Consider the following 25,528-nt stretch of genomic DNA (forward strand, 5'->3'; position numbering starts at 1 on the left):
CACCATGACCAAGACAATCGACAAGACCATGAGCGCGGCCGACGTGGTCGGCCAGCTCGCCGATGGCATGACCCTCGGCATCGGCGGCTGGGGCCCGCGCCGCAAGCCGATGGCGCTGGTGCGCGAGATCCTGCGCTCGCCGCTGAAGGACCTGACCGTAGTCGCCTATGGCGGCCCCGAGGTCGGCATGCTGTGCGCCGCCGGCAAGGTGCGCCAGCTGGTGTTCGGCTTTGTTTCGCTTGATGTGATCCCGCTCGAACCGTATTTCCGCCAGGCACGCGAGCGTGGCCTGCTGGAGGTAACCGAACTGGACGAGGGCATGCTTCAGCTCGGCTTGCGCGCGGCGGCGGCGCGGCTGCCGTTCCTGCCGACGCGCGCGTCGCTGGGCACCGACGTGCTGGCGAAGAACCCGCAGCTGAAGACCGTGCGCTCGCCCTATGCCGATGGCGAAGTACTGGTGGCGATGCCGGCGATCGAGCTCGACGCGGCGCTGCTGCATGTGAACGAGAGCGATGTGCTCGGCAACACCCGCATCGACGGCCCTGATCCCTTCTTCGATGAATGGTTCGCCCGCGCCGCGCGGCACTGCTATGTGAGCTGCGAAACGCTGCATCCTCGCCTCGAGGAAGAAGACCTGCCGCACGCCCGCAACAACCCCTTCGAACGCTCGCTGGTGACGGGCGTGGTGCACGCGCCCGCCGGTGCCCATCCCACTTCCTGCGCACCCGCCTATGGCTGGGACCTGCCGGCGCTGAAGGCGTACTGCGCCAGCGCCGAGGCCGAGAACGGATTCGGCGAGTACCGCGACGAGGTGGTGGGCGCCAGCGAGGCGGCGTACGTGGAGCGCATCGGCGGCCTCGGCCACGTGCACGACCTGCCGCTGGCGGTACTTTGATTTCGCCAACCTACCCGCCACTCCACCCGTCAACCAAGGAGCGACCGTGAGCGCCACTTATGAATTCACCCGCGCCGAGCTGATGATCGCCGCCGCCGCCCGCGCCTGGAGCGACGACGGCGAAGTGCTGGCAACCGGCATCGGCACCGGACCGCGTATCGCCGCCGGCCTGGCGCGGCTTGCGCACAACCCCGGGCTGCTGATGACCGACGGCGAGGCCTACCTGGTGGAAACGCCGGTGCCGCTGGGCCCGCGCGAGGCCGGCTACAAGGTTCGCGCCAGCGGCTGGATGGGCTATTCGCGCGTGTTCGACTGCCTGTGGGGCGGGCGCCGCCACGCGCTGGTGATGCCGACGCAGATTGACCGCTTCGGCCAGGCCAATATCTCCTGCCTGGGCGGCACGCATGCGCAGCCCAAGACGCAGCTGCTCGGCGCGCGCGGTTTCCCGGGCAACAGCATCCACCATGCCAATTCCTTCTTCGTGCCGGGGCACAGCACGCGCGCGTTTGTCGGCGGCGAAGTCGATATGGTCTGCAGCGCCGGCTACAACCCGGCGCGCCAGATCGAAGGCATGCGCAGTTTCGTCGATCTGCGTGTGATCGTCACGGACCTGTGCGTGATGGATTTCGGCGGACCCGACCATGCCATCCGCGTGCGCTCGCTGCACCCCGGGGTGAGCTTCGGGCAGGTGCAGGCGGCGACCGGCTTTGCGCTGGCGAACGCTTCCGGCGAAGCCTTGCCGGAAACGGCGGCACCCACGCCGGAAGACCTGCGGCTGATTGCCCGGCTCGATCCGCACAACCTGCGCGCCACGATCGTGCGCGGCAACCCTTCCGGACGCGCGTGAGACTGACATGACATCGCCTGCCATCGAACCCATCAGCCTGGGCCCGAACGCCGAAGTGCTATACCAGGTCACGGACGGCGTCGCCACCGTGACCATGAACCGGCCGCAGTTCCACAACGCGCAGAACTCCAAGATGACGTATGCGCTGGACGAAGCGTACCGGCGCGCCGCCGCGGACGACGCGGTCAAGGTAATCGTGCTGCGCGGTGCCGGCAAGCATTTCTCGGCCGGACACGACATCGGCACGCCGGGCCGCGATATCAACGAGTCGTTCGAACGCGCCTCGCTCTGGTACGACCACGTCAACAAGCCCGGTGGCGAGCTCCTCTATGCACGCGAGCAGGAGGTCTATCTGGGCATGTGCCGGCGCTGGCGCGAGCTGCCCAAGCCGACCATTGCCATGGTGCATGGCGCCTGCATCGCCGGCGGGCTGATGCTGGCGTGGGTGTGCGACCTGATCGTGGCGTCGGACGATGCCTTCTTTGCCGATCCGGTGGTGCGCATGGGCATTCCGGGGGTGGAGTACTTCGCGCATGCCTACGAGCTGCACCCGCGCATCGCCAAGGAATTCCTGTTCCTGGGCGAGCGCATGGGCGCCGAGCGTGCCGAGCGCATGGGCATGGTCAACCGCGTGGTGCCGCGCGACGCGCTGGTGGACACCGTCTACGGCATGGCCGCCAGGGTCGCGCAAATGCCGCGGCTGGGCCTGACGCTGACCAAGCAGGCGGTCAACCATGTGGAGGACCTGCAGGGCAAGCGCACCGCGATGGATGCGGTCTTTGCCTGGCACCACTTCGCGCATGCGCACAACGAACTGGTCAGCGGCGACAAGCTCGGCGGCTATGACGCCCGCGCGATGGCGGCGTCGCAACGCACCGGAAGCGAGGACAAGGCATGAGCAACGCGAGCCTGCACACCGTGTTGTGCGACTTGCTCGGCTGTCGCTATCCCATCGTCCAGACGGCGATGGGCTGGGTGGCGGACGCGAAGCTGGTCGCAGCCAGCGGCAACGCCGGGGCCTTTGGCTTCCTGGCCGGCGCAACCATTCCGCCCGGAGAGGTCGAGCAGGAAATCTTGCGCGTCAAGGCGCTCAGCGACCGGCCCTTCGGCATCAACTTCCACATGTTCCAGCCCAATGCGGACGAAGTCATCGAGATGGCAATCCGCCACCGGCTGCGCGCCGTCAGCTACGGGCGCGGCCCGGACGCGAAGATGGTCGGCCGGCTCAAGGCGGCTGGCGTGGTCTGCATGCCGACGGTGGGGGCGGCCAAGCACGCGGCCAAGGCCGTGGAGATGGGTGCGGACGTGGTCACCGTGCAGGGCGGCGAGGGCGGCGGCCATACCGGCGGCACGCCCACCACGCTGCTGCTGCCGCAGGTGCTGGACAGCGTCAGCGTGCCGGTGGTGGCGGCGGGCGGCTTCTTCGACGGCCGCGGGATGGCCGCGGCCCTGGCCTACGGCGCGGCTGGCATAGCGATGGGCACGCGCTTCCTGATGTCGGCCGAATCGCCGGTGCCGGCACAGACGCTGGAGCGCTACGTCAAGGTGCGTGACCCGGCCCACATCCGCGTGTCGCTGGCGATCGACGGGTTGCCGCAGCGGATGATCGACAACACGCTGCTGCTGGAGCTGGAGAAGGCCGGTCCGTGGCGGCGCACCTGGCTGGCGCTGTCGGCCGCGCGCAAATGGCAGGCGCGCACCGGCATGCGCAGCACGCAGATGCTGGCGACCGCCTGGCGCGCGATGCGCGCGCAGGACTACAGCGCCGCCCAGACTTTGATGGCCGCCAACGCGCCGGTGCTGATCCAGCGCGCGATGGTGGAGGGGTGTCCCGATGAAGGCGTGCTGCCCAGCGGGCAGGCTGCCGCGGCGATCGGCGCCATTGAATCCTGCGAGCAGATCGTGGAAGGCATGGTCGCCCGGGCGCAAGCGCAGCTGCTGGCGCTGGCATCACGGCAAGCCGCACTTCGTTGATGCGCCTGGCCCTCACCCCGGCCCTCTCCCGCAAGCGGGAGAGGGAGAACGCAAGGGGCACTCGAAATGAATGTGGCAATTGCCAGTCGCGCCGTTGCTCCCCTCTCCCGCCTGCGGGAGAGGGGCAGGGGGTGAGGGCCGGCGCTTCCAGCGCAGCGAGTCGTCAAAGCCCAACCAACCACAAACAAACATGACAGGCCAATCAACCATGCAACCGACCGACCAACCGACCGATCAACCCTTCCGCATCGACACCGCCGACGGCATTGCCGAGCTGGTGATCGACCATCCGCCCGTCAACGCGCTCGACAACGCCGGCTGGCAGGCGCTGGCCGCCGCCATCGACCGCCTCGGCACCGATCCCGCCGTGCGCGTGATCGTGCTGCGCGGCGAAGGCCGCGGGTTTTGCGCGGGCGTCGATATCAAGGAGCTGTCCGCGCACCCCGAGCGCATCGTCGAGGTCAATGCCGGCAACTACGCGACCTTCCGCGCCGTGCACCGCAACCCCAAGCCGGTCATCGTGGCAGTGCACGGCTTCGTGCTGGGCGGCGGCATCGGCATCTGCGGGGCAGCCGACATCATCGTCGCGTCCGAGTGCGCGCGCTTTGGCGTGCCGGAGATCGACCGCGGCGCCATGGGCGGCGGTGCGCACCTGCAGCGCATGTTCGGTGTGCAGAAGGTCAGGGCGATGTACTTCACCGGCGACATGATCGATGCCACTGAGGCCTACCGGCTCGGCGCGGTCGAGCGCGTGGTGCCGCATGCTGAACTGCGCCATGCCGCCATGACGCTGGCGCGCCAGATCGCCGCCAAGAGCCCGGCCATGCTGCAGCTCGCCAAGGAAGCGCTCAACGGCGTGGAAGACGGCAACCTGGAGGACAAGTACCGCTGGGAACAGGGCTTCACGCTGCAGGCCTACATGAGCGCCGATTCCGGCGAGGCGCGCGCGGCCTTCGTCGAAGGGCGCGAGGCCAGCTTCGCCGGGTCCGGCACAGGGAACGAGGGGGCGCGCGATGCAGCTTGAATACACCGACGCCCAGCGCGCCTTCCGCGCCGAGGTGCGCGACTGGATGGCCGCGCACGTGCCGCGCACGCCGCTGGCGAGCTTCGACACCGAGGCAGGCTTCGCCCAGCACCGTGCCTGGGAAGCCATGCTCAACCAGGGCCGCTGGAGCATGGTCACGTGGCCGGCCGAACTGGGCGGGCGCGGCTGCGACCTGATCGAGTGGCTGATCTTCGAGGAAGAGTACTGGCGCGCCGGCGCGCCGATGCGCGTCAACCAGAACGGCATCTTCCTGCTCGGGCCTACCTTGATGGAGTTCGGCACCGCGGCGCAGAAGGCGCGCTTCCTGCCGCGCATGGCCTCGGGCGAGCATATCTGGGCGCAGGGCTGGTCCGAGCCGAACGCCGGCTCCGACATGGCCGCGATCCGCTGCAGCGCGATCCGCGACGGCGATGACTATGTGATCAACGGCCAGAAGATCTGGTCGACGCGCGCGGTATGGGCGGACTGGCTGTTCGGGCTGTTCCGCACCGACCCGGCCTCGACGCGCCACCACGGGCTGACTTTCGTGCTGGTGCCGCTCGATACGCCGGGCATCACCGTGCGACCGATCCGGCAGCTCAACGGCCAGACCGGCTTTGCCGAGATCTTCTTCGACGACGTGCGCGTGCCGCTGGAAAACCGCCTGGCCGCTGAAGGCGCCGGCTGGCAGGTGGCCATGGCCACCGCCGGCTTCGAGCGCGGCCTGATGCTGCGTTCGCCGGCCCGCTTCCAGGAAACCGCCCGCGCGCTGGTGAGGCTGTACCAGGCCAACCGCGAGGCGGCGGACCGCGATCCCTCGCTGCGCGATGCGGTGCTGCGCGCGTGGATGGACGCGGAGGCCTACACGCTGTCCACCTACGCCACCGCGAGCCGGCTGGTGCGCGGCGGCCATATCGGCGCGGAATCGAGCACGAACAAGGTGTTCTGGTCCGAGCTGGACATCCATATGCACGATACCGCGCTGGCCATCCTGGGGCAGGCCGCAGAAGTCGCGCCCGCGGGCCAGCCGCCGGGTTCGCTCGGCCCCTGGCTGGATGGCTTCCTGTTCTCGCAGGCCGGGCCGATCTATGCCGGCACCAACGAGATCCAGCGCAACATCGTCGCCGAGCGCCTGCTCGGCATGCCGCGCGCATGACGGCACCCGGGGGAAACACGATGGATTTCGCATTGACCGAAGAGCAGGAACAGTTTGCCGAGGCGATCCGGCGCTTCCTGATGACCGAGATGACGCCCGAGCTGACGCGCGAGCTGTGGAGCACCGAGACCGGCCGCTCCGACGCGCTGTGGCGCCAGCTTGCCGGCCAGGGTTTGACGGCACTGCTGGTGCCGCAGCAGCAGGGCGGGCTGGGGCTGGGCGAGGTGGAATGGGCACCGCTGGCGCAGGCGTGCGGCTATTTCGCGCTGCCGGAGCCGCTGCTCGACACCGCGCTGGTGGCGGCTGGCCTGCTGCGCGATGCGCTTGCGGCGGCGCCGGATGCCGCGGCGCGCGAGCGCTGCGTCACGCTGCTGGAGCGCATCGCCGCCGGCGATGCCCGCGTGGCGGTGGCGCATCCGCAGGAGCGGCTGGTGGCCGACGCCCATGTCGCCGACGCCATCCTGTGCGCGCACGAAGGTGCCGTCCACCTGCTGCGGCCGGACCAGGCCACGCTGACGGCGCGCACCGGCTTGGATCCTTCGCGCCGGCTGTTCGAGCTGGCATGGACGCCGGCCCCGGGAACCGAACTGATCCCCTCCGGCAGCGGCCTGTGGGAGATGGCGCTGAACCGGGGCGCGCTCGGCGTCGCCGCGCAGCAGCTGGGCCTGACGCAACGCATGCTGGACCTGGCGATCGACTACAGCGCGCAGCGCAAGCAGTTCGGCAAGGCCATCGGCGCCTACCAGGCGGCCAAGCACCTGCTGGCCGACGTGGCCATCCAGCTGGAGTTCGCCAAGCCGGTGCTGCTGCGCGCCGCCGCCGCGCTGGCGCATGGCCTGCCTGACCGGAACCTGCAGGTGGGGCTCCATGTCTCGCATGCCCGCGTCGCGGCCGCGCGCTGCGCGTGGACCGCGGCGCGGCAGGCGATCCAGGTGCATGGCGCGATGGGCTACACCTGGGAGCTTGACCTTCAGATCTTTACCAAGCGGGCCTGGGCCCTGGCGGGAAGCTGGGGCGACCGGGCCTTCCACAAGGCGCGCCTGGGCGCGCACATCCTGGACGGCGAGCATGACATCGGCGCCGGCGCCACCTTCGCCTGAATTGCCCGATCCCAAGGAGAACCATGATCATGAAAGACGCCTATATCGTTGATGCCCTGCGCACGCCCACCGGGCGCCGCAAGGGCGGACTGTCGCACTTGCACGGCGCCGACCTCGGCGGCTTCGTGCTGGCCGAGCTGGTGCGCCGCAACGGCATTCCCGCCGAGGACTACGACGACGTGGTATTCGGCTGCGTCGACACCATCGGGCCGCTTGCCGGCAATATCGCCCGCAGCGCGTGGCTGGCCGCTGGCCTGCCGCTGACTGTGCCGGGCGTGACGGTGGACCGCCAGTGCGGCTCGTCGCAGCAGGCCGTGCACTTCGCCGCGCAGGCGGTGATGAGCGGCACGCAGGACGTGGTGATCGCCGGCGGCGTGCAGACCATGACGCAGATCCCGATCTCGTCGGCCATGCTGGCCGGGCAGGCGCTGGGCTTTGCCGATCCGTTCTCGGGCAGCCAGGGCTGGCAGGCGCGCTTCGGCGACGCGCCGGTGTCGCAGTTCCACGCGGCGCAGCGCATTGCCGAGCACTGGAAGCTGTCGCGCGAGGCCATGGAAGCCTATGCGCTGCAAAGCCACCAGCGCGCGGCGGCGGCGATCGAAGGTGGCCGCTTCGCCCGCGAGATCGTGCCGTGCGAAGGCGTGAAGCAGGACGAAACGCCGCGCCCCGATACCACGCTGGCCAAAATGGCCGCGCTGGAACCGCTGATGCCGGGGAGCTCGCTGACCGCGGCGGTGTCCAGCCAGACCGCCGACGCCGCCGCTGCGCTGCTGATCGTCTCCGAAGAGGCGCTCAAGCGCTACCAGCTCAAGCCGCGCGCGCGCATCGCGCATATGAGCGTGCTGGGCGACGACCCGCTGTGGATGCTGACCGCGCCGATTCCGGCAACGAAGCGCGCGCTGGAGCGCAGCGGCCTGCGCCTGGCCGATATCGACGTGGTCGAGATCAACGAAGCCTTCGCCTCGGTGGCGATGGCCTGGCTGGCCGAGACCGGCTACGCGCCCGAGCGCACCAATCCCAACGGTGGCGCGATCGCGCTGGGCCACCCGCTCGGCGCCACCGGCGCGCGCCTGATGACCACGCTGCTGCACGAACTGGAACGCAGCGGCGGGCGCTATGGCCTGCAGACCATGTGCGAAGGCGGCGGGCTGGCCAATGTCACCATCATTGAACGGCTGTAAGGAGAGCGCCATGGGCATTTGCGACGCACGCACCGTCATCATCACCGGCGCCGGCGGCGGGCTGGGCCGCGCTTATGCGCTGGCCTTCGGCGCCGAGGGCGCCAACGTAGTCGTCAACGACATCCGGCGCGAGGCGGCCGAGGCGGTCTGCACGGAAATCCGCGCCGCTGGCGGCAGCGCCCTGGCCAGCGATGACGACATCACGCAGCTGGCCACCGCGCAGCGCATCGTCGATGCCGCGGTCGCGGCCTTTGGCGAGGTGCACGTGCTGGTCAACAACGCCGGCATCTGCCGCGACCGCATGTTCGTCAGCCTGACCGAGGCGGACTGGGACGACGTCATGCGCGTACACCTGCGCGGCCACTTCTGCCTGGCCAACCTGCTGGCCAGGCGGTGGCGCGATGCCGCCAAGGCCGGCCGTGCTGTCGACGCGCGCATCATCAACACCAGCTCCGGTGCGGGGCTGCAGGGCTCGGTCGGGCAGTCCAACTACGCCGCCGCCAAGGCTGGCATTGCCGCACTGACGCTGGTGCAGGCCGCCGAGCTGGGCCGCTACGGCATCACCGCCAACGCGCTGGCTCCCGCTGCACGCACCGGCATGACCGAGCAGGTGTTCGCGGACATGATGAAGGCGCCGGAAGGCGGCTTCGACTACTACGACCCGGCCAACGTCGCGCCGCTGGTGGTGTGGCTCGGCAGCGCGGATTCCGTACAGGTCAACGGGCGCATGTTCGAGGCGGCCGGCGGGATGGTGTCGCTGGCCGATGGCTGGCGCACCGGGCCGAAAGCCGACAAGGGCGGGCGCTGGCAGCCGGCCGAAGTGGGCGCAGCGGTGGCGGGGCTTCTGGCGCAGTCTCAGCCGCCCCAGCCGGTCTACGGCAGTTGAGCGGCGCGGCCATGGACTTTACCAATTCAGCCGGATTCGGCGTCGAACACCTGATGGTCCGCGACAGCGCGCGCGACTACCTCGCTGCGCACAGCGATTCGGCGGCGGTGCGGCGCGCGACCGAGGCGGGGCCGGCGCACGACGACGCGCTGTGGCAAGCGATCGCGGGCGAGCTTGGGTGGTGCGGCATCGCGCTGCCCGAAGCGGTGGGCGGCGCAGGCCTGGGCGCACCGGGGCTGGCGCTGCTGCAGGAACAACTGGGCCAGCGCCTGGCCTGCGTGCCGTTCTGGTCGACGGCCTGCGTGGCGGCGCCTTGGCTGCAGGGCTGCGCCGGCCATGGTGCGCAGTGGCTGGAACGTCTGGCTGCTGGCGAGCGTCGCGCCGCGGTGGTGTTGCCGGACGATGGCGGCTGGCACTACGACGGCGTCGCGATCACTGCGCAGGCAAGCGCGGACGGCTTCGTGCTGCGCGGCAGCATCGCCCAGGTGGCCGATGCTGCTGGCACCGACTGGTTGCTGGTGCCGGCGCGGCTCGCGGGTGATGTGAGCGGCTCGCCCGCGCTGTTCCTGCTGGAGCCCGCTGCGCTGGCGCAGGATGCGCGGTTCGTGCTGGCGCCGCTGGACACGCTCGACCGCACGCGGCCGCTGGCGTCGCTGCGCCTGGACGGCCTGTCTGTTACTGCGAACGCCTGCCTGGCACGCGGGGACGACGCGGTGCAGGGCATGGCCCGTGCCTGGTGGCACGGCAAGCTGATGCTGGCGGCAGAGCAGCTCGGCGCGGCCCAGCAATGCCTGGACCTGACCGTTGCCTATGCGTCGGAACGCATCCAGTTCGGCCGCGCCATTGCTTCGTTCCAGGCGGTCAAGCACCGCTGCGCGCAGATGATGGTGCTGGTCGAGGCCGCGCGCTCGGCGGTGTATGGCGCGGCGCAGGCTTGGGAGGCGTGGAAGGCCTGGGATTCGGCGCATGCCGAACAGGCTCGCCTTGAAATCGCCGCCGCTGCCGTCGCCGCGGACGATGCCCTGCGCTTCGGCGCGCAGGAGGCCATCCAGCTGCATGGCGGGGTCGGCTTCACCTGGGAGTATGACCCCCAGCTCTATTTCAAGCGCGCGCAGGCCGCAAGCCACTGGCTGGGCGGCGCCGGTGCGGCGCTTGCCTATCTCGCGGACCATGGCCCGCAAGCCTGGAGGACAGCATGAGCGCGCATGAAGAGTCGGCATTCCGCGCCGAGGTCGGCCAATGGATGGCCGCCAACCTGACCGGCGAGTTTGCCTTCCTGAAGCACCGCGGCGGCCCCGGCGACGAAGAGGCCTTCCCCGAACTGCGCAAGGCGTGGGAGCGGCGCCTCGCCGAGGGGGGCTGGACCGGGCTGGGCTGGCCGCGCGCGCACGGCGGGCGCGAGCTGCCGGTGATGCAGCAGGTGATTTTCCACGAGGAATACGCGCGCGCCGGCGGTCCGGGCCGCATGGGCCATATCGGCGAAGGCCTGATCGGCCCGACCCTGATCGCGTTCGGCACCGAAGACCAGAAGGCGCGCCTGCTGCCCGGCATCCGCAACGGCACCACGTTCTGGTGCCAGGGGTATTCGGAACCCGGCGCGGGCTCGGACCTGGCCAATGTGCGCACGCGCGCGGTACGCGACGCCGCCAGCGGCGACTGGCTGGTCAGCGGCCAGAAGGTATGGACCTCGCTCGCGCACGATTCCGACTGGATCTTCGTGCTGGCGCGCTGCGAGCCCGGCTCGCGCGGCAGCAAGGGCCTGATTTTCCTGATGCTGCCGCTGGACCAGCCCGGCATCGAGATCCGCCCGATCCGCCAGATGGGCGGCGGCGCGGAATTCAACGAGGTCTTTTTCGACGGCGCGCGCGCCGCGGCCGCCGACGTGCTGGGCGAGCCCGGCGACGGCTGGCGCATCGCCATGGCGCTGCTCGGGTTCGAGCGCGGCATCTCCACGCTCGGCCAGCAGATGCAGTTCACGCATGAGCTGGAATGGGTGGCGCAGGCCGCGCGCGACAACGGCAGCAGCCGCGACGCGCTGGTGCGCCAGCGCATCGCGCGCGCGTGGGCCGGGCTGCGGGTGATGCGCGCCAATGCGCTGCGCATGCTGGCCGGTGCGGCACAGGCGGGCCAGGATGGCCGGGATGCCGATCTCGCGCTGCAGCGCGAGGCGCTGATCTACAAGTACTACTGGTCCAACTGGCACCGCGACCTGGGCCAGCTGGCGCTGGACGTGCTCGGCCCGCTGGCCAATGTGCTCGATGCCGGCGAGGGGGGCGAGGGGGGCGACGTGCGCCGCACGCGGTTGCAGCAGATGGCGCTGTTTTCGCGCGCCGACACCATCTATGCCGGCACCAACGAAATCCAGCTCAACATCATCGCCGAGCGCGGACTGGGCATGCCGCGCGAAGCCCGAGGACAGTCATGACCCTGAATACCGACATTGCCGAATTTCCTGCCGCGCCGGCCTATGTGCCGGGGCACCAGCTGCTCGCGGGCAAGAGCGTCCTGATCACCGCCGCGGCGGGCGCCGGCATCGGCTTCGCCGCCGCGCGCCGCTGCGCGGAGGAGGGCTGCCGCGCGTTGATGATCTCCGATATCCATCCGAAGCGCCTGGAAGAAGCGGTCGAACGCCTGCGCGCGGAAACCGGCCTGCGGGCCATCCACGGCCAGCTGTGCGATGTGTCCGACGAAGCGCAGGTACGCGCACTCGTGGCCGCCGCCGAAGAAGCACTCGGCGCTACCGACGTGCTGATCAACAACGCCGGCCTGGGCGGCTCGCGCCGCCTAGTTGATATGGACGATGCCGAGTGGTCGCGCGTGATCGATATTTCCCTCACCGGCACCTTCCGCATGACGCGTGCGATGCTCCCGCACATGCAGGCGCGCCGGCGCGGCGCCATCGTCAACAACGCGTCAGTGCTCGGCTGGCGGGCGCAGAAGGAGCAGTCGCACTACGCCGCGGCCAAGGCCGGGGTGATGGCGCTGACGCGCTGCAGCGCGATGGAGGCCGCGGAGTTTGGCGTGCGCATCAATGCGGTGGCGCCCAGCATCGCGCTGCACGACTTCCTGAAGAAGTCGGCACCGGCGGATCTGCTGCGCCAGCTCAGCGAGCGCGAGGCATTCGGGCGTGCGGCGGAGGTGTGGGAAGTGGCCAACGTGATGGTGTTTTTGGCCAGCGACTATGCGTCGTATATGACGGGGGAGGTGTTGCCGGTGAGCAGCCAGCGGGCGTGAGCGTCTGGCCCGGCTGGTTGCGGTTCGTCCGCTAAGGGTTTGCACCCCTCTCCCGCTTGCGGGAGAGGGGTGCCTTCACGCAGGGCGCTGGCTGCGTGCGACGCCGTGGTGTGCGTTCGCCACGAGAACCTGGAACCTGTTCTGACTGGGAAGCACGTTGGTATTTGAAACAAAGCTGGAACCACACATGCCAAGAATCTTTCGCTCCGCCCAAGACATCCACGCCGCCGTCGGCCAACCCCTCGGCGCCAGCCCTTGGACCCGCATCACCCAGGACCAGGTCAACCAGTTCGCCAATGCCACCGGCGATCACCAGTGGCTGCACGTCGACCCCGAACGCGCCGCCCAGGGCCCCTACGGCGCCTGCATCGCCCATGGGTACCTGACGCTCGCGCTGGTCAACCAGTTCCTGCCGGAACTGGTTGCCGTCGAAGGCATGAAGTTCGGCGTCAACTACGGCTGCGACAAGGTCCGCTTTCCGGCGCCGGTGCGCGTGGGTGCGCGCGTGCGCGGCGTGGGCGAACTGGTGCGGACCGAAACACTGCCAGGCGGCGTGCAGTCGGTGGTGCGCATGACGGTGGAGATCGAAGGCGAGGCCAAGCCCGCCTGCGTGGCCGAGACGATCAGCCGCTACTACTTCTGAAAACAGGGAACCGAGCATGAATGAAGCAGTCATTGTCGCCGTCGCGCGCACCCCAATCGGCAAGGCCTTCCGCGGCGCCTTCAACGATACCGAAGCCCCGGTGCTGGGCGGCCACGTGGTGCGCGCGGTGGTCGAGCGCACGGGCGTGGACCCGGCCGAAGTGGACGACGTGCTGATCGGCGCGGCCGCGCAGCAGGGCACCCAGGGCTACAACCTGGGCCGCCTGTGCGCGGTCGCAGCCGGGCTGCCCGACAGCGTACCGGGCATGACCATGGACCGCATGTGCGGCTCGGGCCTGATGACGATCGCCGCGGGTGCCCGCGCGATCCAGTGCGGCGAGGCCGACATCATCGTCGCCGGCGGGGTTGAATCGATCTCGCTGACGCAAAACAAGCACAAGAACGGCTACCGCGCCCAGTCCGAAGCGGTGCTGGCGCGGCAGCCGGCGGCGTACATGGCGATGATCGAGACCGCCGAAGTGGTGGCGCGCCGCTACGGCATCAGCCGCGCCGAGCAGGATGCCTATGCCTGGCGCAGCCAGCAGCGCACCGCCGAGGCGCAGCGGCGCGGCGCCTTCCACGACGAGATCGTGCCGCTGGAAACGCGCCGCGCGCTGTTCGACAAGGCCGGCGCACTGGCCGGGCACGAGACCGTGACGCTGGCGCAGGACGAATGCAACCGGCCCGATACCACGGCCGCGAGCCTGGCAGCGCTCAAGCCGGTCTGGAGCGGCGGGCAGGCGGTGGCCGAGGGCGAGCACATCACTGCCGGCAATGCCTCGCAACTGTCGGACGGCGCCGCCGCGGTGCTGCTGATGAGCGCGGACGAGGCGCGCCGCCGTGGCTTGCGCCCGTTGGGGCGCTATCGCGGCATGGCGGTCGCCGGCTGTGCGCCGGACGAGATGGGCATCGGTCCGGTGTTCGCGGTGCCGAAGCTGCTGGCGCGCTACGGGATGACGGTGGCGGACGTTGGCCTGTGGGAGCTGAACGAGGCATTCGCCTCGCAGGTGCTGTACTGCCAGCAGAAGCTGGGTATCCCCGATGCACGGCTGAATGTGAATGGCGGCGCGATCTCGGTCGGGCACCCGTTCGGCATGTCGGGCGCGCGCATAACTGCGCACGCGTTGATCGAAGGCCGGCGCCGTGGCGTGCAGCAGGCGGTGGTGACGATGTGCATTGGTGGCGGCATGGGGGCGGCGGCGCTGTTTGACGTCCTGCCGTAGGAAGCATTGCCGCTAGCTTTCTCCCCTCTCCCGCAAGCGGGAGAGGGGAGAAAGCACTTCGCTACCGAGAGCAATCCCGGCAAGTACGGCCCGCCACGAGGCCGCCTGCCACCACTCCACACGGAGGAGACATCATGAAACGACTGATCGGCCTCGCCATGTCGCTGGCGGTGCTGGCCACCGCGGTCTGGGCCTTTGCACCGCGCCCGCTGCCGCCGTTCCCGGCCACCGCACTGCGCCCGGACGGCCTGCAGATCAACGGCATCGCCCGCGCCGGCGAACGCCTGGTGGCCGTGGGCGAGCGCGGCAGGATCCTGTTCAGCGACGACCAGGGCCGCGACTGGCGCGTGGCCGCGGTGGACAAGCCGCAGGGCGCCACCCTGACGCAGTTGTCCTTCGCCGACAGCCGCCATGGCATCGCGGTGGGCCATAGCGGCCTGGTCCTGCGCACGGAAGATGGCGGCACGCACTGGCAGCAGGTCGCTTTCGACGCGCAATCGTCCGACCCGTTGCTGGGTGCACTGGCGCAGCGCAACGGGCCGTGGTTCGCCGTGGGCAGCTTCGGCCGTTTCCTGGTCTCGCGCGACCAGGGCAGGCATTGGGAAGAGGCTGCCGACAAGACCATGCAGGACCGCCATCTCAACGCCATCGCCGGCGACGGGCAGGGACGCCTGATGCTGGTCGGCGAAGCGGGGCTGGTGCTGCGCTCGGCCGACGGCGGCACCCGCTGGGAACCGGTCAGAACCCCGTATGAAGGCTCGCTGTACGGCGTGCTGCCGCTGCGCGACGGCGCCTGGCTGGCCTTCGGCATGCGCGGCAATGCGCTGCGCAGCGACGACTTCGGTACCACCTGGCAGGCCGCCGAGACCGGCTTGCGGACCTCGTTCTTCGGCGGCGCCGAGTTGCCCGATGGCCGCATCGTGCTGGCCGGGCAGGGCGGCACGCTGGTGATGTCCGCGGATGGCGGACGCCGCTTCGCGCCGTTGCCCGCCGGCAGCCCGCAGACGCTTGCCGCACTGGTGCCTGCCGGCAAGGACATGCTGTCGCTCGGCGGCAGCAGCGGCCTTGCCGGCGCGACGCTAGCCGCAAATCGCTGAACCCCGGCTGAACCCCCGCCTGACCGAACGCGAGAACGATCATGACCCGCCCCCAATCCTCCGGCCGCCTGGGCCGCTTCGTCGATGCCTGCGCCGGCGTGCTGATGCACCGGCGCCGCCTGCTGCTGTTGCTGTGCCTGGCCGCGACCGTGGCGCTGGGCTTCTCGGCCACGCGCCTGCGGCTCGATCCCGGCTTCAACAAGATGATCCCGCTGCAGCACCCATACATGCAGGTGTTCACCAAGTACGCGAGCACCTTCTCCGGTGCCAATACGGTGCTGGTGAGCCTGCGCTGGAAGGGCGACGGCGACATCTACAACGCCGCCTTCATGGACAAGCTGCGCCACGCCACCGATGAAGTGTTCTTCATCCCGGGCGTGGACCGCTCGCGCGTGTTCTCGTTGTTTACGCCCAATGTGCGCTACACAGAGGTGACCGAGGCAGGCTTCCGCGGCGACGTGGTGGTGCCGGGCCGGTTTTCCGGCACGCCGGCGGAACTCGACAAGGTGCGGCGCAACGTGGCGCGCTCCGGGCAGATCGGGCGGCTGGTCAGCAATGACCTCAGGTCCGCGCTGATCCGCGCGGAGCTGCGCGAGACCGACCCGGCTACCGGCAAGACCATCGACTACGGCTCCGTCGCGCGCCAGCTGGATAAGATCCGCGCGCAATTCAGCGGCCAGGACGTCGAAGTCAATATCGTCGGCTTTGCCAAGCTGGTGGGCGATGTCGAGGAGGGCATCGCCGGCGTGATGGGCTTCTTCGCGCTGGCGTTTGCCGTCACGGCGCTGCTGCTGTGGCTGTACACGCGCTCGCTGCGCATCACCGTGCTGGCACTGGTGGTGGCGCTGCTGCCGGTAGGCTGGCTGCTGGGGCTGCTGCCGCTGCTGGGCTATGGCATCGACCCGATGTCGATCCTGGTCCCGTTCCTGATCTTTTCGATCGGGGTTTCGCATGCGGTGCAGATGACCAATGCCTGGAAGCAGGAGGTGGTTCAGGGGCACAGCCCGCTCGACAGCGCCAGCGCGGCCTTCCGCAAGCTGTTCATCCCCGGCACGGTGGCGCTGCTGACCAATGCGCTCGGCTTCATGGTCATCATGCGCATCGAGATCGATATCGTGAGCGAGCTTGGCATCACCGCCTGCCTGGGCGTGCTGCTGATGATCGTGACCAACAAGGTGTTCCTGCCGATCCTGCTGTCGTACACGCGGCTGGAGCCGTCTGCGCTGGCGCGGTCGCAGACGCGGCGCGCGCAGGGTGGCGGGGGGCTGTGGCACAAGTTCGGCGCGCTGGCGCGTCCGGCGCCGGCACTCGGCGTCTTCGTCGCCGCGCTGGCCCTGCTGGCGGCGGGCGCGATCGAGTCGCGCGGGCTGAAAATCGGCGATGTCGGCAGCGGCGCGCCGGAACTGCGCGCGGATTCGCGCTACAACCGCGACAGCGCCAGCATCGTAAGCCAGTACAACATCGGCTCGGATGCGCTGACCGTGGTGGTGGAGCCGACCGGCTTCGACGACGGCTGCCTGCACTACCCGGTAATGAGCGCGGTGGAGCGCTTCGAGATGTATATGCGCGGCGTGTCGGGCGTGCAGTCGGTGGTGAGCGTGTCGTCGCTGGCCAAGGTGGTGATCGGCGCCTACAACGAGGGCAATCCGCGCTGGGAGGCGCTGCCGCGCAGCAGCGAAGGCCTGGGCCAGGGCGCCAAGGCCTACGATCCGGACAACGGCATGAACACGTCCAACTGCCAGGCGATCCAGGTGCTGATCTACACCGCCAACCACGAAGGCGCGACCATCGCCCATATCATCCGCGAGATCCGCCGCTTTACCGCCGCGGACAAGACGCCCAATGTCGCGTTCCGGCTGGCGGGCGGCAATATCGGCGTGATGGCCGCCACCAACGAGGCCGTGGAAGAGGCGGAGGTGGCGATGCTGCTGGCGATCTTCGGCGCGATCACGCTGCTGTGCCTGCTGACTTTCCGCTCGTGGCGCGCGGTGCTGTGCATCATCGTGCCGCTGACGCTGGTGTCGGTGCTGTGCAATGCGCTGATGGCGCGCCTGGGCATCGGGCTGAAGGTGTCGACGCTGCCGGTCATCACGCTGGGCGTTGGCGTTGGCGTGGACTATGGCATCTACCTGTACGAGCGCATCCAGCACCAGATCCGCGAGGAAGGGCAGGCGTTGCCGCAGGCCTTCGCCGAGGCGATGCGCCAGCGCGGCTCGGCGGCACTGTTCACGGCGCTGACGATGTGCATCGGCGTTGGCACCTGGGCCTTTGCCGCGCTAAAGTTCCAGGCCGACATGGGGATCCTGCTGGCCTTCATGTTCCTGGTGAACCTGTTCGGCGCGGTGTCGCTGCTGCCGGCGTTGGCCGCGTGGCTGGGTGTCGAGGAAGAGGAGCGCGCCCGCGTTGCGGCAGGCGTTGCGGCAGGTGCTGCGGCAGGTGCTGCGGCAGGCGGAGACACCACGCCGCCCGCGCATGCCCTCAAATCCGATGCGGCCTGAGCGTCGCGGACAGGACCGGAGAGACAGCATGCAAGATAGCCAGGCATCCGCAGCGCCGGCATTCACGCCGCTGCGCCTCGGCCCGCTCACGCTGCGCAACCGCTTCATCAAGGCGGGCGCCAATGAAGGCATGACGCCGCACGGGCTGCCGACGCAGGCGCTGGTCAGGCACCACCGTGATCTCGCTGCCGGCGGCGTGGGCATGACCACGGTGGCCTACGCGGCAGTATCCGACGACGGACTGACCTTCGCGCACCAGCTCAGCATGCGGCGCGAGCAAGTGCCGCACCTGCGCGTGCTGACCGACGCCGTGCATCGCGAAGGCGCGGCGGCGTGCCTGCAGATCACGCATGCGGGATCGTTTACGACCATGCGCCACGGCGGCAGCCGGGCGCCGGGCAGTGCATCATCGGGCATCAATGCCTTCGGCATGATGCACGGCGTGTATTTCCAGCGCGCCATGCGCGAGACGGACATGGCGCGCGTGGCCGGCCAGTTTGCCGCGGCGGCGAGGCTGGCGCGCGAGGCCGGCTTCGACGCGGTCGAGATCCACATGGGCCACGGCTACCTGCTCAACCAGTTCCTGTCGCCGCTGAGCAACCGGCGGCGCGACGCGTTCGGCGGCAGCGTGGAGAACCGCACCCGCTTCCCGGCCGCGGTGCTGCGGCAGGTCAGGGATGCCGTTGGCAACGGACTGGCCGTCTGCTGCAAGCTCAGCGTCAGCGACGGCGTGCCGGGCGGCAACCAGCCCGCGGATTCCGCCGCAACAGCGCGCATGCTGGAGGCGGAAGGCGCCGACCTGCTGACGCTCAGCGGTGGCCGCAATGTGGAAAGCCCATGGGTGCTGTTCGGCAGCCCGATGCCAACGGCGCAGATGAAGGCCGCCGCGCCGACTGCGCTCGCGCGCTTCGGCATCACCATGCTCGAGCGCAGCACGCCGCGCGACCTGGCCTTCCGCGAGCTGTATTTCCTCGAGGCGTCGCGCGTGGTGCGGCAGGCGGTGCGCATGCCGCTGGCCTACGTCGGCGGCGTCAAGTCGCTCGACAACGTGGCGCAGCTGGTGGCGGAAGGATTCGACTGCATCGCGCTGGCACGCGCGCTGATCCACGACCCCGCGCTGGTCGCCAACTGGCGCAGCGGCGCGGTGCGGCGCTCGGCCTGCGACAGTTGCAATGGCTGCGTGGCCAGGATCTACGATCCCGCCGGCGTCAGCTGCGTGCATGGACCGGGCAACGATCCGGCGCTGACGCGCGTTGTCGCGCTGCAGTAGTCCGATGGGACGATGAGGCCCCGGCCGGACGCTCTTATCTTGAAGTTCCCACGGGATTTCAAGGAGACACCATGAGCCAAACCGGCATCAGCGGCTACAAGATCGAATCACGCCCGCCCGAGGCCCGCTACGCGCGCGGCTGGCACTGCCTCGGCCTGGCCGACGCCTACCGCGACGGCAAGCCGCACACACTGGATATCTTCGGCCGGCGCCTGGCCGCGTTCGCCGACTCGAGCGGCGCCATCCGCGTGATCGATGGCTTCTGCCCGCACATGGGCGCGGACCTCAGCACCGGCACCGTGCAGGGCGACAACCTGGTATGCCCGTTCCACGGCTGGCAGTGGGGCGGCGACGGCGGCTGCAAGTCGATCCCCTACTGCAAGCGCGTGCCGCCCAAGGCGCGTGTCGGGGCCTGGCAGACCTGCGAGCAGAACCGGCTGCTGTTTATCTGGCACGACCCCGAGGGCCGCGCGGCGCCGCCTGAGGTGGCGATACCGCGCATCGATGCGTGCTTCTCGCCGGAGTGGTCGGAATGGGCCATGGACGAGATGGTGATCCGCACCAACTGCCGGGAGCTGGTCGACAACATCTCCGACATGGCGCATTTCGGCACGGTCCACGGCGCGCCAGTCGACTACTTCGCCAACCTGTTCGAGGACCACAAGGCCACGCAGCTGATGATCGGGCGCAGCGCCAGGCTGTCTGGCGATGCGCGGCTGACGGCGTTGTCCACTTACTTCGGTCCGGCCTACCACATCACCGACATGAGCGGCCGCATGGGCGACCAGGAAATCCACTCCGTGCTGCTCAACTGCCATGTGCCGATCGACCTGAACAGCTTCGTGCTGCGCTACGGCGTACTGGTGAAGAAGATCCCGGGGCTCAGCGACGAGCAGAACCGCGCGATGGCGCAAGCCTACGTCGACCAGGCGCGCCAGGCCTTCTATGAGGACGTGGCCATCTGGGACAGCAAGATCCGCATCGACAATCCGCTGCTGTGCGAAGGCGACGGCCCGGTCTACCAGATGCGCGACTGGTACCAGCAGTTCTATACCGACGTGGAACAGGTGCGAACGACCAGCGTGGCGCGGCGCGTGTTCGAGCTGAACCCGGGCAATATCGAGCCGCCGGCGCTGCGGCACGTGTTCGAGGGCTGACCGTGAGAACCGCGGTCATTACCGGCGCCGCGTCCGGCATGGGCGCGGCGGCGCGCGCGCGCATGCTGGCCGACGGTTGCCGGGTCATCGGCGTCGACCTGCGCGATGCGGACATCCTTGCCGATCTGTCTACCGATCAAGGCCGCGCTGCGGCGATCGATGCCGTGCTGTCGCATTCGGGCGGCCGCATCGACCAGCTGATCTGCTGCGCCGGCCTGGGCCCGCATGTCGATCCTGCGACGCTGGTGGCGTCGGTCAACTATTTCGGCGTGGTGGCGCTGCTGGATGGCTTGTTCGACGCGCTGCGCCACGGCCAGGACCCGTGCGCGGTGGTGGTGTCTTCCAGTTCGGCCACGCTGCAGTCCTGGGAGGGCAGCCCCTTGCGCGATGCCTATCTCGGCGGCGATGAGGCCGGCGTGCGGGCCATGCTGGAAGCCGCTGCGGCGGCGGAAGCGACGCGGGACCAGGCTGGCTATATCGCCTATGCCAGTTCCAAGCATGCGGTGACGGCAGCCGCGCGGCAACGTGCCGCGGCCTGGGGACAGGCCGGTGTGCGGCTCAACGTGGTGGCGCCAGGAGCGGTGGAAACACCACTGCTGCAGTCGGGGTTGAAGGATCCGCGTTACGGCGATGCCATACGCGACTTCCTGCCGCCGCTGGGCCGCCGTGCGCAGCCAGAGGAGGTGGCTGGAGTGATTGCCTTCCTGTGCGGACCGCAGGCGGCCTATATGCACGGGAATGTGGTGTTCATCGATGGCGGGCTGGATGCCGCGCAGCGGCCGATGACGTTCTGAAGCGGCGGCGGCTGCCAATGCCGCCGGCTTGCTCTCCCTCTCCCGCTTGCGGGGGAGGGAAGCGTATGCGGTAGGTGTCGGCTACTGCATACGCTCTCTCAATATCCCACGCCTTCCCGCAGATCCATCGCAGTATTCCCGATTTCTCCGGCAGAGCCGTGGCCTCGCGGATATTCGCCCGCGAGCGATTGGCAGTCCGTGGCTGCAGCGAAGGCCCGCCGATACGCGCTGCGGGTGAGGGAAGTATTCGTGTTCCAGGCGCATGTCTACGCTTGCGCCCGCCGTCACGACAAGGCATGCGTGCGTGACGAGGGAAGGGGAAGGGGGAGGGGGAGGGAAGGAGAGACGGCACGGCCGGGCGAAGACTCGCCCGGCCGGATCATACGATGGGTCAGGTACCAGACCCGCGCGCGGCGTCCGGGGAGAAGAACGCTTCGGTGAACTCGGGACTGTTGTTCAGCTGGAACATCGGGCCTTCGTTGGTCAGTCGGTCCGCAAAATATGCGCCGGAAATCAGGTCATGGTAGAACACCGCGGTCGGATGATAGCGGCGCGCATCGTAGGCGTAGACCGAGGCCTGCAGGTTGGTGCGCCACAGCTGGCCGCGGCCATCGTAGTTGTCTGCGGCGAGGGCTTGCCAGGTGTCTTCGTCGAGATATAGCACGCGCTTCGCATACTGGTGACGGAAGCCGGACTTGAGCGTTGCTTCCAGGATCCATACGCGATGCAGCTCATAGCGCATCACGTCGGGGCTGGCGTGGCCGTTGGTCAGCAGGTCCTTGTACTTGATCGACGTGCTCAGCAGCTTGTAATTGTGGTACGGGACAAAGATCTCCTTCTTGCCGACGATCTTCCAGTTGTAGCGTTCGCCGGAGCCGTTGAAGAGGCGATCGTCATCGACGGTGCGGAAGCCGCCGGGGCCTTGCGGCTGGTCGAAGCCGAATTCCGGCGCCTGGCGCACGCGCCGCGTGCCCGGGTTGTAGATCCAGGTGCGGTTGGTGTCCGAGCCTTCCTGGTCCCACACGGCATAGCCCACGATCACCTGGCCACGGTCACGCAGCGGCAGGTCGGTCGCCGTGCGGAAGAACGAGCGCTCGTTGAGCGCGTTGTGCGGGTCGAACTTGCCGTTATTGCGCGGCGACAGGATGCTGTATGAGACCCGTCCCCACGCGATCGAGCCATTCGGGTAGATCACGGCCTGGTCGTACTGCGCCTTTTCGGTGCCTACGGCTGACGAGAAGCGCTGGTTCCACAGCAGTTCCATGGCCGTCTTCGGCATCGGGTAGGGTACCTGCGGCCCGGCGTCCTTCAGGCCGTTGGCATCGCTCGTCATCTTGACGGTGGTGGCGAAGGTGCGGATATCCTTGTAAACCGCATCTTCGTAGCGGAAGTCGCGATGGCTCGCGTACACCGGCATCTTGAAGGTATCGGGGTACTTCTTGAACAGCGCCTTCTGGCCGTCGGTCAGGCGTTCGGCGTACTGTGCCACGTTCTGCGCGGTGATGACGAACAGCGGTTTTTCGTCGGCGTACGGATCGGGATAGCGTTCGCCGCGCTGGTATTTGACGTTTGGCGGCGTGCCCAGCCACTTGCCCGACCATGCGGGCACATCGCGATCCTTGCTGGCGGCCCGCTCCGCGCCCATCGGCGTCAGGTTGCTGTCAAGCTGCTTGAGGTCTTCGGGGGTGACCTTCGCCCACGATGCCGCGGCCAGTGCCATGCTGGTCACCAGCAGGCTGCCGCGCAGCAGTCGATGTGTAGTGGATGTCATTGCAGTCTCGCTCCTAGGGGAATGGCCGGCGTCGTCCGTGCCTGTGGTAACAGGGTAGTGACGGCGCCGCGGCCGGGAATCGTTGGAACGGACTAGTGGATTTCCCTAGCCTGGAGCGAGGGGCAGTGCAGTGCCGGCAAGCAACGAGGGAGATGGAGAAAGCTGGGCGGAATAAAGAAAAACGGCCGGGCAAGTGCCCGGCCTTCAGCCTTCTGACAGATTATCCATGTCGCCGGTTTGCCCCCCTCTCCCGCATACGGGAGAGGAGAGACAACAATCGCAGGCCTGGCTTTGTAAGCGGCCTTTGTCAGGATCAGGCTTCCATCACTTCGCCGAAGCGCTGCAGGTGGTAGTCGCTGTCGCCCAGCAGCTGGTCCAGCATGGTCAGGCGCTTGAAGTAGTCGCCCACCGACAGCTCGTCGGTCATGCCCATGCCGCCGTGCAGCTGCACCGCCTGCTGGCCGACAAAGCGCCCGGCGCGCGCAACCGTCACCTTGGCGGCCGACAGCATGCGGCGGCGCGCGGCAGGATCGGTTTCATCCAGCGCCTGCGCCGCCACGTAGGCCATCGACAGCGCCAGTTCCTTCTGCACCAGCATGTCGGCCATGCGGTGCTGCAGTGCCTGGAAGCTGGCCAGCGGCTTGCCGAACTGCTGGCGCGTGCCCAGGTATTCGCCGGTGATCTGGATCAGCTTTTCCATGGCGCCCGCACCCTCGGCGCACAGCGCGGCGATGCCGTGCTCGAGGCCGACGCCCAGCGCCGCCAGGCCGTCGGCGGCCTGGCCCACCAGCGCGCTGGCCGGCACCGCGATGTTCTGCAGCGACAGGTCGGCGGCGCGCAGGCCGTCGATGGTGGGATAGGCGGTCACGGCGAGGCCCTTGCTGTCGCGCGGCACCAGGAACAGCGCGATCTCGTTGCTGCCGGATACCCGCGCGGTCAGCAGGTAGGCGTCGGCGGCGGCGCCGTGCCAGACCACGCTCTTGGTGCCGCTGATCACATAGCCGTCGCCGCTGCGCTCGGCGCTGGCGCGGGCCGATTCCGGGCGGTAGCGTGTGGTCGGCTCCAGGTAGGCCAGCGTGACGATGCGTTCGCCCGAGGCGATCGCGGGCAGCCATTCCTGCTTCTGCGCGTCGCTGCCGTAGGCGTTGAGGGTGGCGGCGGCCATCACGCCGCTGGGCGTGACCGGCTCCAGCACCAGGCCGCGGCCCAGCTCGCGCTGTACCACCAGCTGGCTGGCCGGGCCTTCGCCGAAGCCGCCGAAATCCGCCGGCACGGTCAGGCCCAGCACGCCCATTTCGGCCAGCTTGCTCCACACGCCCCGGTCCAGGCTTTCGCCCTGGCGCGCGCTCTTGCGGCGGGCCTCGAAGGTGTATTCGGTATCGATGAAGCGACGCAGGCTGTCCGCCAGCATCTGTTGCTCTTCGCTGTAGGTGAAGTCCATGTTCAGCTATCCCTTCAGAAACCCAGGATCATCTTGGAGATGATGTTCTTCTGCACTTCGGTCGCGCCGCCGTAAATCGAGGTCTTGCGCATGTCGTAGTACGTGGAGGCGGCGGGGGCGGCCCACTCGGGGCCCGACACCGGCTGCGTCGCGCCCGGCTCCAGCCAGTCCGGGGAATACGGCCAGGCGTTGGGGCCGGCCACTTCCATCATCAGCATGCCCAGGTCCTGCTGCACTTCCGAGCCGCGGATCTTGACGATCGACGCTTCCGGCCCCGGCGTGCCGGCGGCCTGCGTGGCCACGCGCAGCAGCAGCATTTCCAGCGCCATGATGTCCATCTCGACGCGGGCGATCTTGTCGCGCATGCGCACGTCTTCGATCAGCGGCCGGCCGGCGCCGTCGGTGGCCTGGCTGGCGTAGTGCTTGAGCTGGCGCAGCTCGCGGTGGCAGTGGCCGATGCCGGCGATGCCGGTGCGCTCATGGCCGAGCAGGTACTTGGCATAGGTCCAGGCACGGTTCTCTTCGCCGACCAGGTTCCCGACCGGGACTTCCACGTCTTCGAACCACGTCTCGTTGACGTCGTGGCCGCCGTCAAGCGTCTTGATCGGGCGCACCGTCACGCCGGGCGACTTCATGTCGATCAGCAGCATCGAAATGCCTTCCTGCGCCTTGGCGTCGGGATCGGTGCGCACCAGGCAGAAGATCCAGTCGGCGAAGTGGGCCATGGTGGTCCAGGTCTTCTGGCCATTGACGATGTACTTGTCGCCGCGGCGCACGGCGCGGGTCTTCAGCGAGGCCAGGTCGGAGCCCGAGCCCGGCTCGGAGTAGCCCTGGCACCAGAAGTCTTCCACGCCCGGGATGCGCGGCAGGAAGCGCTGCTGCATCTCGGGGCTGGCGTATTTCATCAGCACCGGGCCGATCATGGTCAGGCCAAACGGCAGCGGGCGCGGCGCGCCGGCGCGGAACGTCTCGATTTCAAAGATCAGGCGCTGCAGCGCGGTCCAGCCGGTGCCGCCCCATTGCGTGGGCCAGGTGGGGGCGCCCCAGCCTTGGGCCTGCAGGATGCGGTGCCAGCGGACGTAGTCGTCCTTCTCCACGCGCTGGTGATTGAGCACCTTGTTGCGGATGTCTTCCGGCAGTTTGGCCTGCACGAAAGCGCGGACCTCCTCGCGGAAGGCCTGTTCCTCGGCGGTGAAACGCAAATCCATCTGAATGTCCCCTCGTTACGCGGGCGGCCCGTTGCGGCAAGCAACCGGTTGCGGCCCTAGGTGTGCCGGCCGATTGTAGGACGCGGACGCTGCCCATTGCTTCATCAATAGTAAAGCCGCCCTTCGTGCC

Annotated in this window: 22 protein-coding genes; 19 read left to right on the forward strand and 3 right to left on the reverse strand. The window is 68.9% G+C overall.

What is annotated here, in order from left to right; translation table 11 throughout:
• Positions 1-4 precede the first annotated feature (4 nt).
• From J8I82_RS16740 to J8I82_RS16830, 19 genes are all read left to right on the forward strand, one after another.
• The gene (locus tag J8I82_RS16740) at positions 5-895 is read left to right on the forward strand and encodes a CoA transferase subunit A (RefSeq protein WP_209759414.1); all 891 of its coding nucleotides are present in this window, start codon (positions 5-7) and stop codon (positions 893-895) included.
• A gap of 46 nt (positions 896-941) precedes the next feature.
• Entirely contained in the window at positions 942-1,742 is an 801-nt protein-coding gene (locus J8I82_RS16745; protein WP_209759416.1) for a CoA-transferase subunit beta, read from the forward strand.
• A gap of 7 nt (positions 1,743-1,749) precedes the next feature.
• A complete protein-coding gene (locus J8I82_RS16750) occupies positions 1,750-2,640 on the forward strand; it encodes an enoyl-CoA hydratase (RefSeq protein WP_209759418.1) in 891 nt (296 codons plus the stop codon).
• Positions 2,637-3,716 (forward strand): NAD(P)H-dependent flavin oxidoreductase, encoded by a 1,080-nt coding sequence (locus tag J8I82_RS16755; protein WP_209759419.1) that lies wholly within the window; start codon positions 2,637-2,639, stop codon positions 3,714-3,716. The genes J8I82_RS16750 and J8I82_RS16755 overlap by 4 nt, the downstream gene beginning before the upstream one ends.
• A gap of 208 nt (positions 3,717-3,924) precedes the next feature.
• Positions 3,925-4,740 carry an enoyl-CoA hydratase family protein gene (locus J8I82_RS16760; RefSeq protein ID WP_209759421.1) on the forward strand — a complete coding sequence of 272 codons (816 nt, stop codon included), beginning with the start codon at positions 3,925-3,927 and terminating at the stop codon, positions 4,738-4,740.
• A complete protein-coding gene (locus tag J8I82_RS16765) occupies positions 4,730-5,896 on the forward strand; it encodes an acyl-CoA dehydrogenase family protein (RefSeq protein WP_209759423.1) in 1,167 nt (388 codons plus the stop codon). The genes J8I82_RS16760 and J8I82_RS16765 overlap by 11 nt, the downstream gene beginning before the upstream one ends.
• 20 nt (positions 5,897-5,916) lie before the next feature.
• Complete coding sequence (locus J8I82_RS16770; protein WP_209759425.1) at positions 5,917-6,996, forward strand: acyl-CoA dehydrogenase family protein; 1,080 nt, start codon at positions 5,917-5,919, stop codon at positions 6,994-6,996.
• A 29-nt stretch (positions 6,997-7,025) separates the two neighbouring features.
• The gene (locus J8I82_RS16775) at positions 7,026-8,177 is read left to right on the forward strand and encodes an acetyl-CoA C-acetyltransferase (protein WP_209759427.1); all 1,152 of its coding nucleotides are present in this window, start codon (positions 7,026-7,028) and stop codon (positions 8,175-8,177) included.
• Positions 8,178-8,187: 10 nt separating this feature from the next.
• Positions 8,188-9,063, forward strand: coding sequence for an SDR family oxidoreductase (locus tag J8I82_RS16780; RefSeq protein ID WP_209759429.1), 876 nt, complete (start codon positions 8,188-8,190; stop codon positions 9,061-9,063).
• An 11-nt stretch (positions 9,064-9,074) separates the two neighbouring features.
• Entirely contained in the window at positions 9,075-10,262 is a 1,188-nt protein-coding gene (locus J8I82_RS16785) for an acyl-CoA dehydrogenase family protein (protein ID WP_209759431.1), read from the forward strand.
• Complete coding sequence (locus J8I82_RS16790) at positions 10,259-11,488, forward strand: acyl-CoA dehydrogenase family protein (protein ID WP_209759433.1); 1,230 nt, start codon at positions 10,259-10,261, stop codon at positions 11,486-11,488. Before J8I82_RS16785 ends, J8I82_RS16790 begins: the two co-directional genes overlap by 4 nt.
• Positions 11,485-12,297: an SDR family oxidoreductase gene (locus J8I82_RS16795; RefSeq protein ID WP_209759435.1), complete on the forward strand. Its 813-nt coding sequence runs from the start codon at positions 11,485-11,487 to the stop codon at positions 12,295-12,297. The genes J8I82_RS16790 and J8I82_RS16795 overlap by 4 nt, the downstream gene beginning before the upstream one ends.
• Positions 12,298-12,484: 187 nt before the next feature.
• Positions 12,485-12,940: a MaoC family dehydratase gene (locus J8I82_RS16800; RefSeq protein WP_209759437.1), complete on the forward strand. Its 456-nt coding sequence runs from the start codon at positions 12,485-12,487 to the stop codon at positions 12,938-12,940.
• Positions 12,941-12,956: 16 nt separating this feature from the next.
• Entirely contained in the window at positions 12,957-14,162 is a 1,206-nt protein-coding gene (locus J8I82_RS16805; RefSeq protein WP_209759440.1) for an acetyl-CoA C-acyltransferase, read from the forward strand.
• A gap of 134 nt (positions 14,163-14,296) precedes the next feature.
• On the forward strand, positions 14,297-15,259 hold the full coding sequence (locus J8I82_RS16810) for a WD40/YVTN/BNR-like repeat-containing protein (protein WP_209759442.1): 963 nt from the start codon (positions 14,297-14,299) through the stop codon (positions 15,257-15,259).
• 41 nt (positions 15,260-15,300) lie between these two features.
• Complete coding sequence (locus J8I82_RS16815; protein WP_209759443.1) at positions 15,301-17,757, forward strand: efflux RND transporter permease subunit; 2,457 nt, start codon at positions 15,301-15,303, stop codon at positions 17,755-17,757.
• Between the two features lie 28 nt (positions 17,758-17,785).
• Positions 17,786-19,027 carry an NADH:flavin oxidoreductase gene (locus J8I82_RS16820; RefSeq protein ID WP_209759445.1) on the forward strand — a complete coding sequence of 414 codons (1,242 nt, stop codon included), beginning with the start codon at positions 17,786-17,788 and terminating at the stop codon, positions 19,025-19,027.
• A gap of 71 nt (positions 19,028-19,098) precedes the next feature.
• Positions 19,099-20,184: a 3-ketosteroid-9-alpha-monooxygenase, oxygenase component gene (locus J8I82_RS16825; RefSeq protein WP_209759447.1), complete on the forward strand. Its 1,086-nt coding sequence runs from the start codon at positions 19,099-19,101 to the stop codon at positions 20,182-20,184.
• 2 nt (positions 20,185-20,186) lie between these two features.
• Positions 20,187-20,978 (forward strand): SDR family oxidoreductase, encoded by a 792-nt coding sequence (locus J8I82_RS16830; RefSeq protein WP_209759449.1) that lies wholly within the window; start codon positions 20,187-20,189, stop codon positions 20,976-20,978.
• Positions 20,979-21,369: 391 nt separating this feature from the next.
• Here the strand turns inward: J8I82_RS16830 and J8I82_RS16835 are convergent, their stop codons facing one another.
• The 3 genes from J8I82_RS16835 to J8I82_RS16845 form a co-directional block, all read right to left on the reverse strand.
• Complete coding sequence (locus J8I82_RS16835; protein WP_209759451.1) at positions 21,370-22,749, reverse strand: DUF1329 domain-containing protein; 1,380 nt, start codon at positions 22,747-22,749, stop codon at positions 21,370-21,372.
• A gap of 313 nt (positions 22,750-23,062) precedes the next feature.
• Complete coding sequence (locus tag J8I82_RS16840; RefSeq protein WP_209759453.1) at positions 23,063-24,190, reverse strand: acyl-CoA dehydrogenase family protein; 1,128 nt, start codon at positions 24,188-24,190, stop codon at positions 23,063-23,065.
• A 14-nt stretch (positions 24,191-24,204) separates the two neighbouring features.
• On the reverse strand, positions 24,205-25,398 hold the full coding sequence (locus J8I82_RS16845; RefSeq protein WP_209759455.1) for an acyl-CoA dehydrogenase family protein: 1,194 nt from the start codon (positions 25,396-25,398) through the stop codon (positions 24,205-24,207).
• Positions 25,399-25,528 lie beyond the last annotated feature (130 nt).

It is taken from the genome of Cupriavidus consociatus, from assembly GCF_017814975.1.
GTDB lineage: Bacteria > Pseudomonadota > Gammaproteobacteria > Burkholderiales > Burkholderiaceae > Cupriavidus > Cupriavidus consociatus.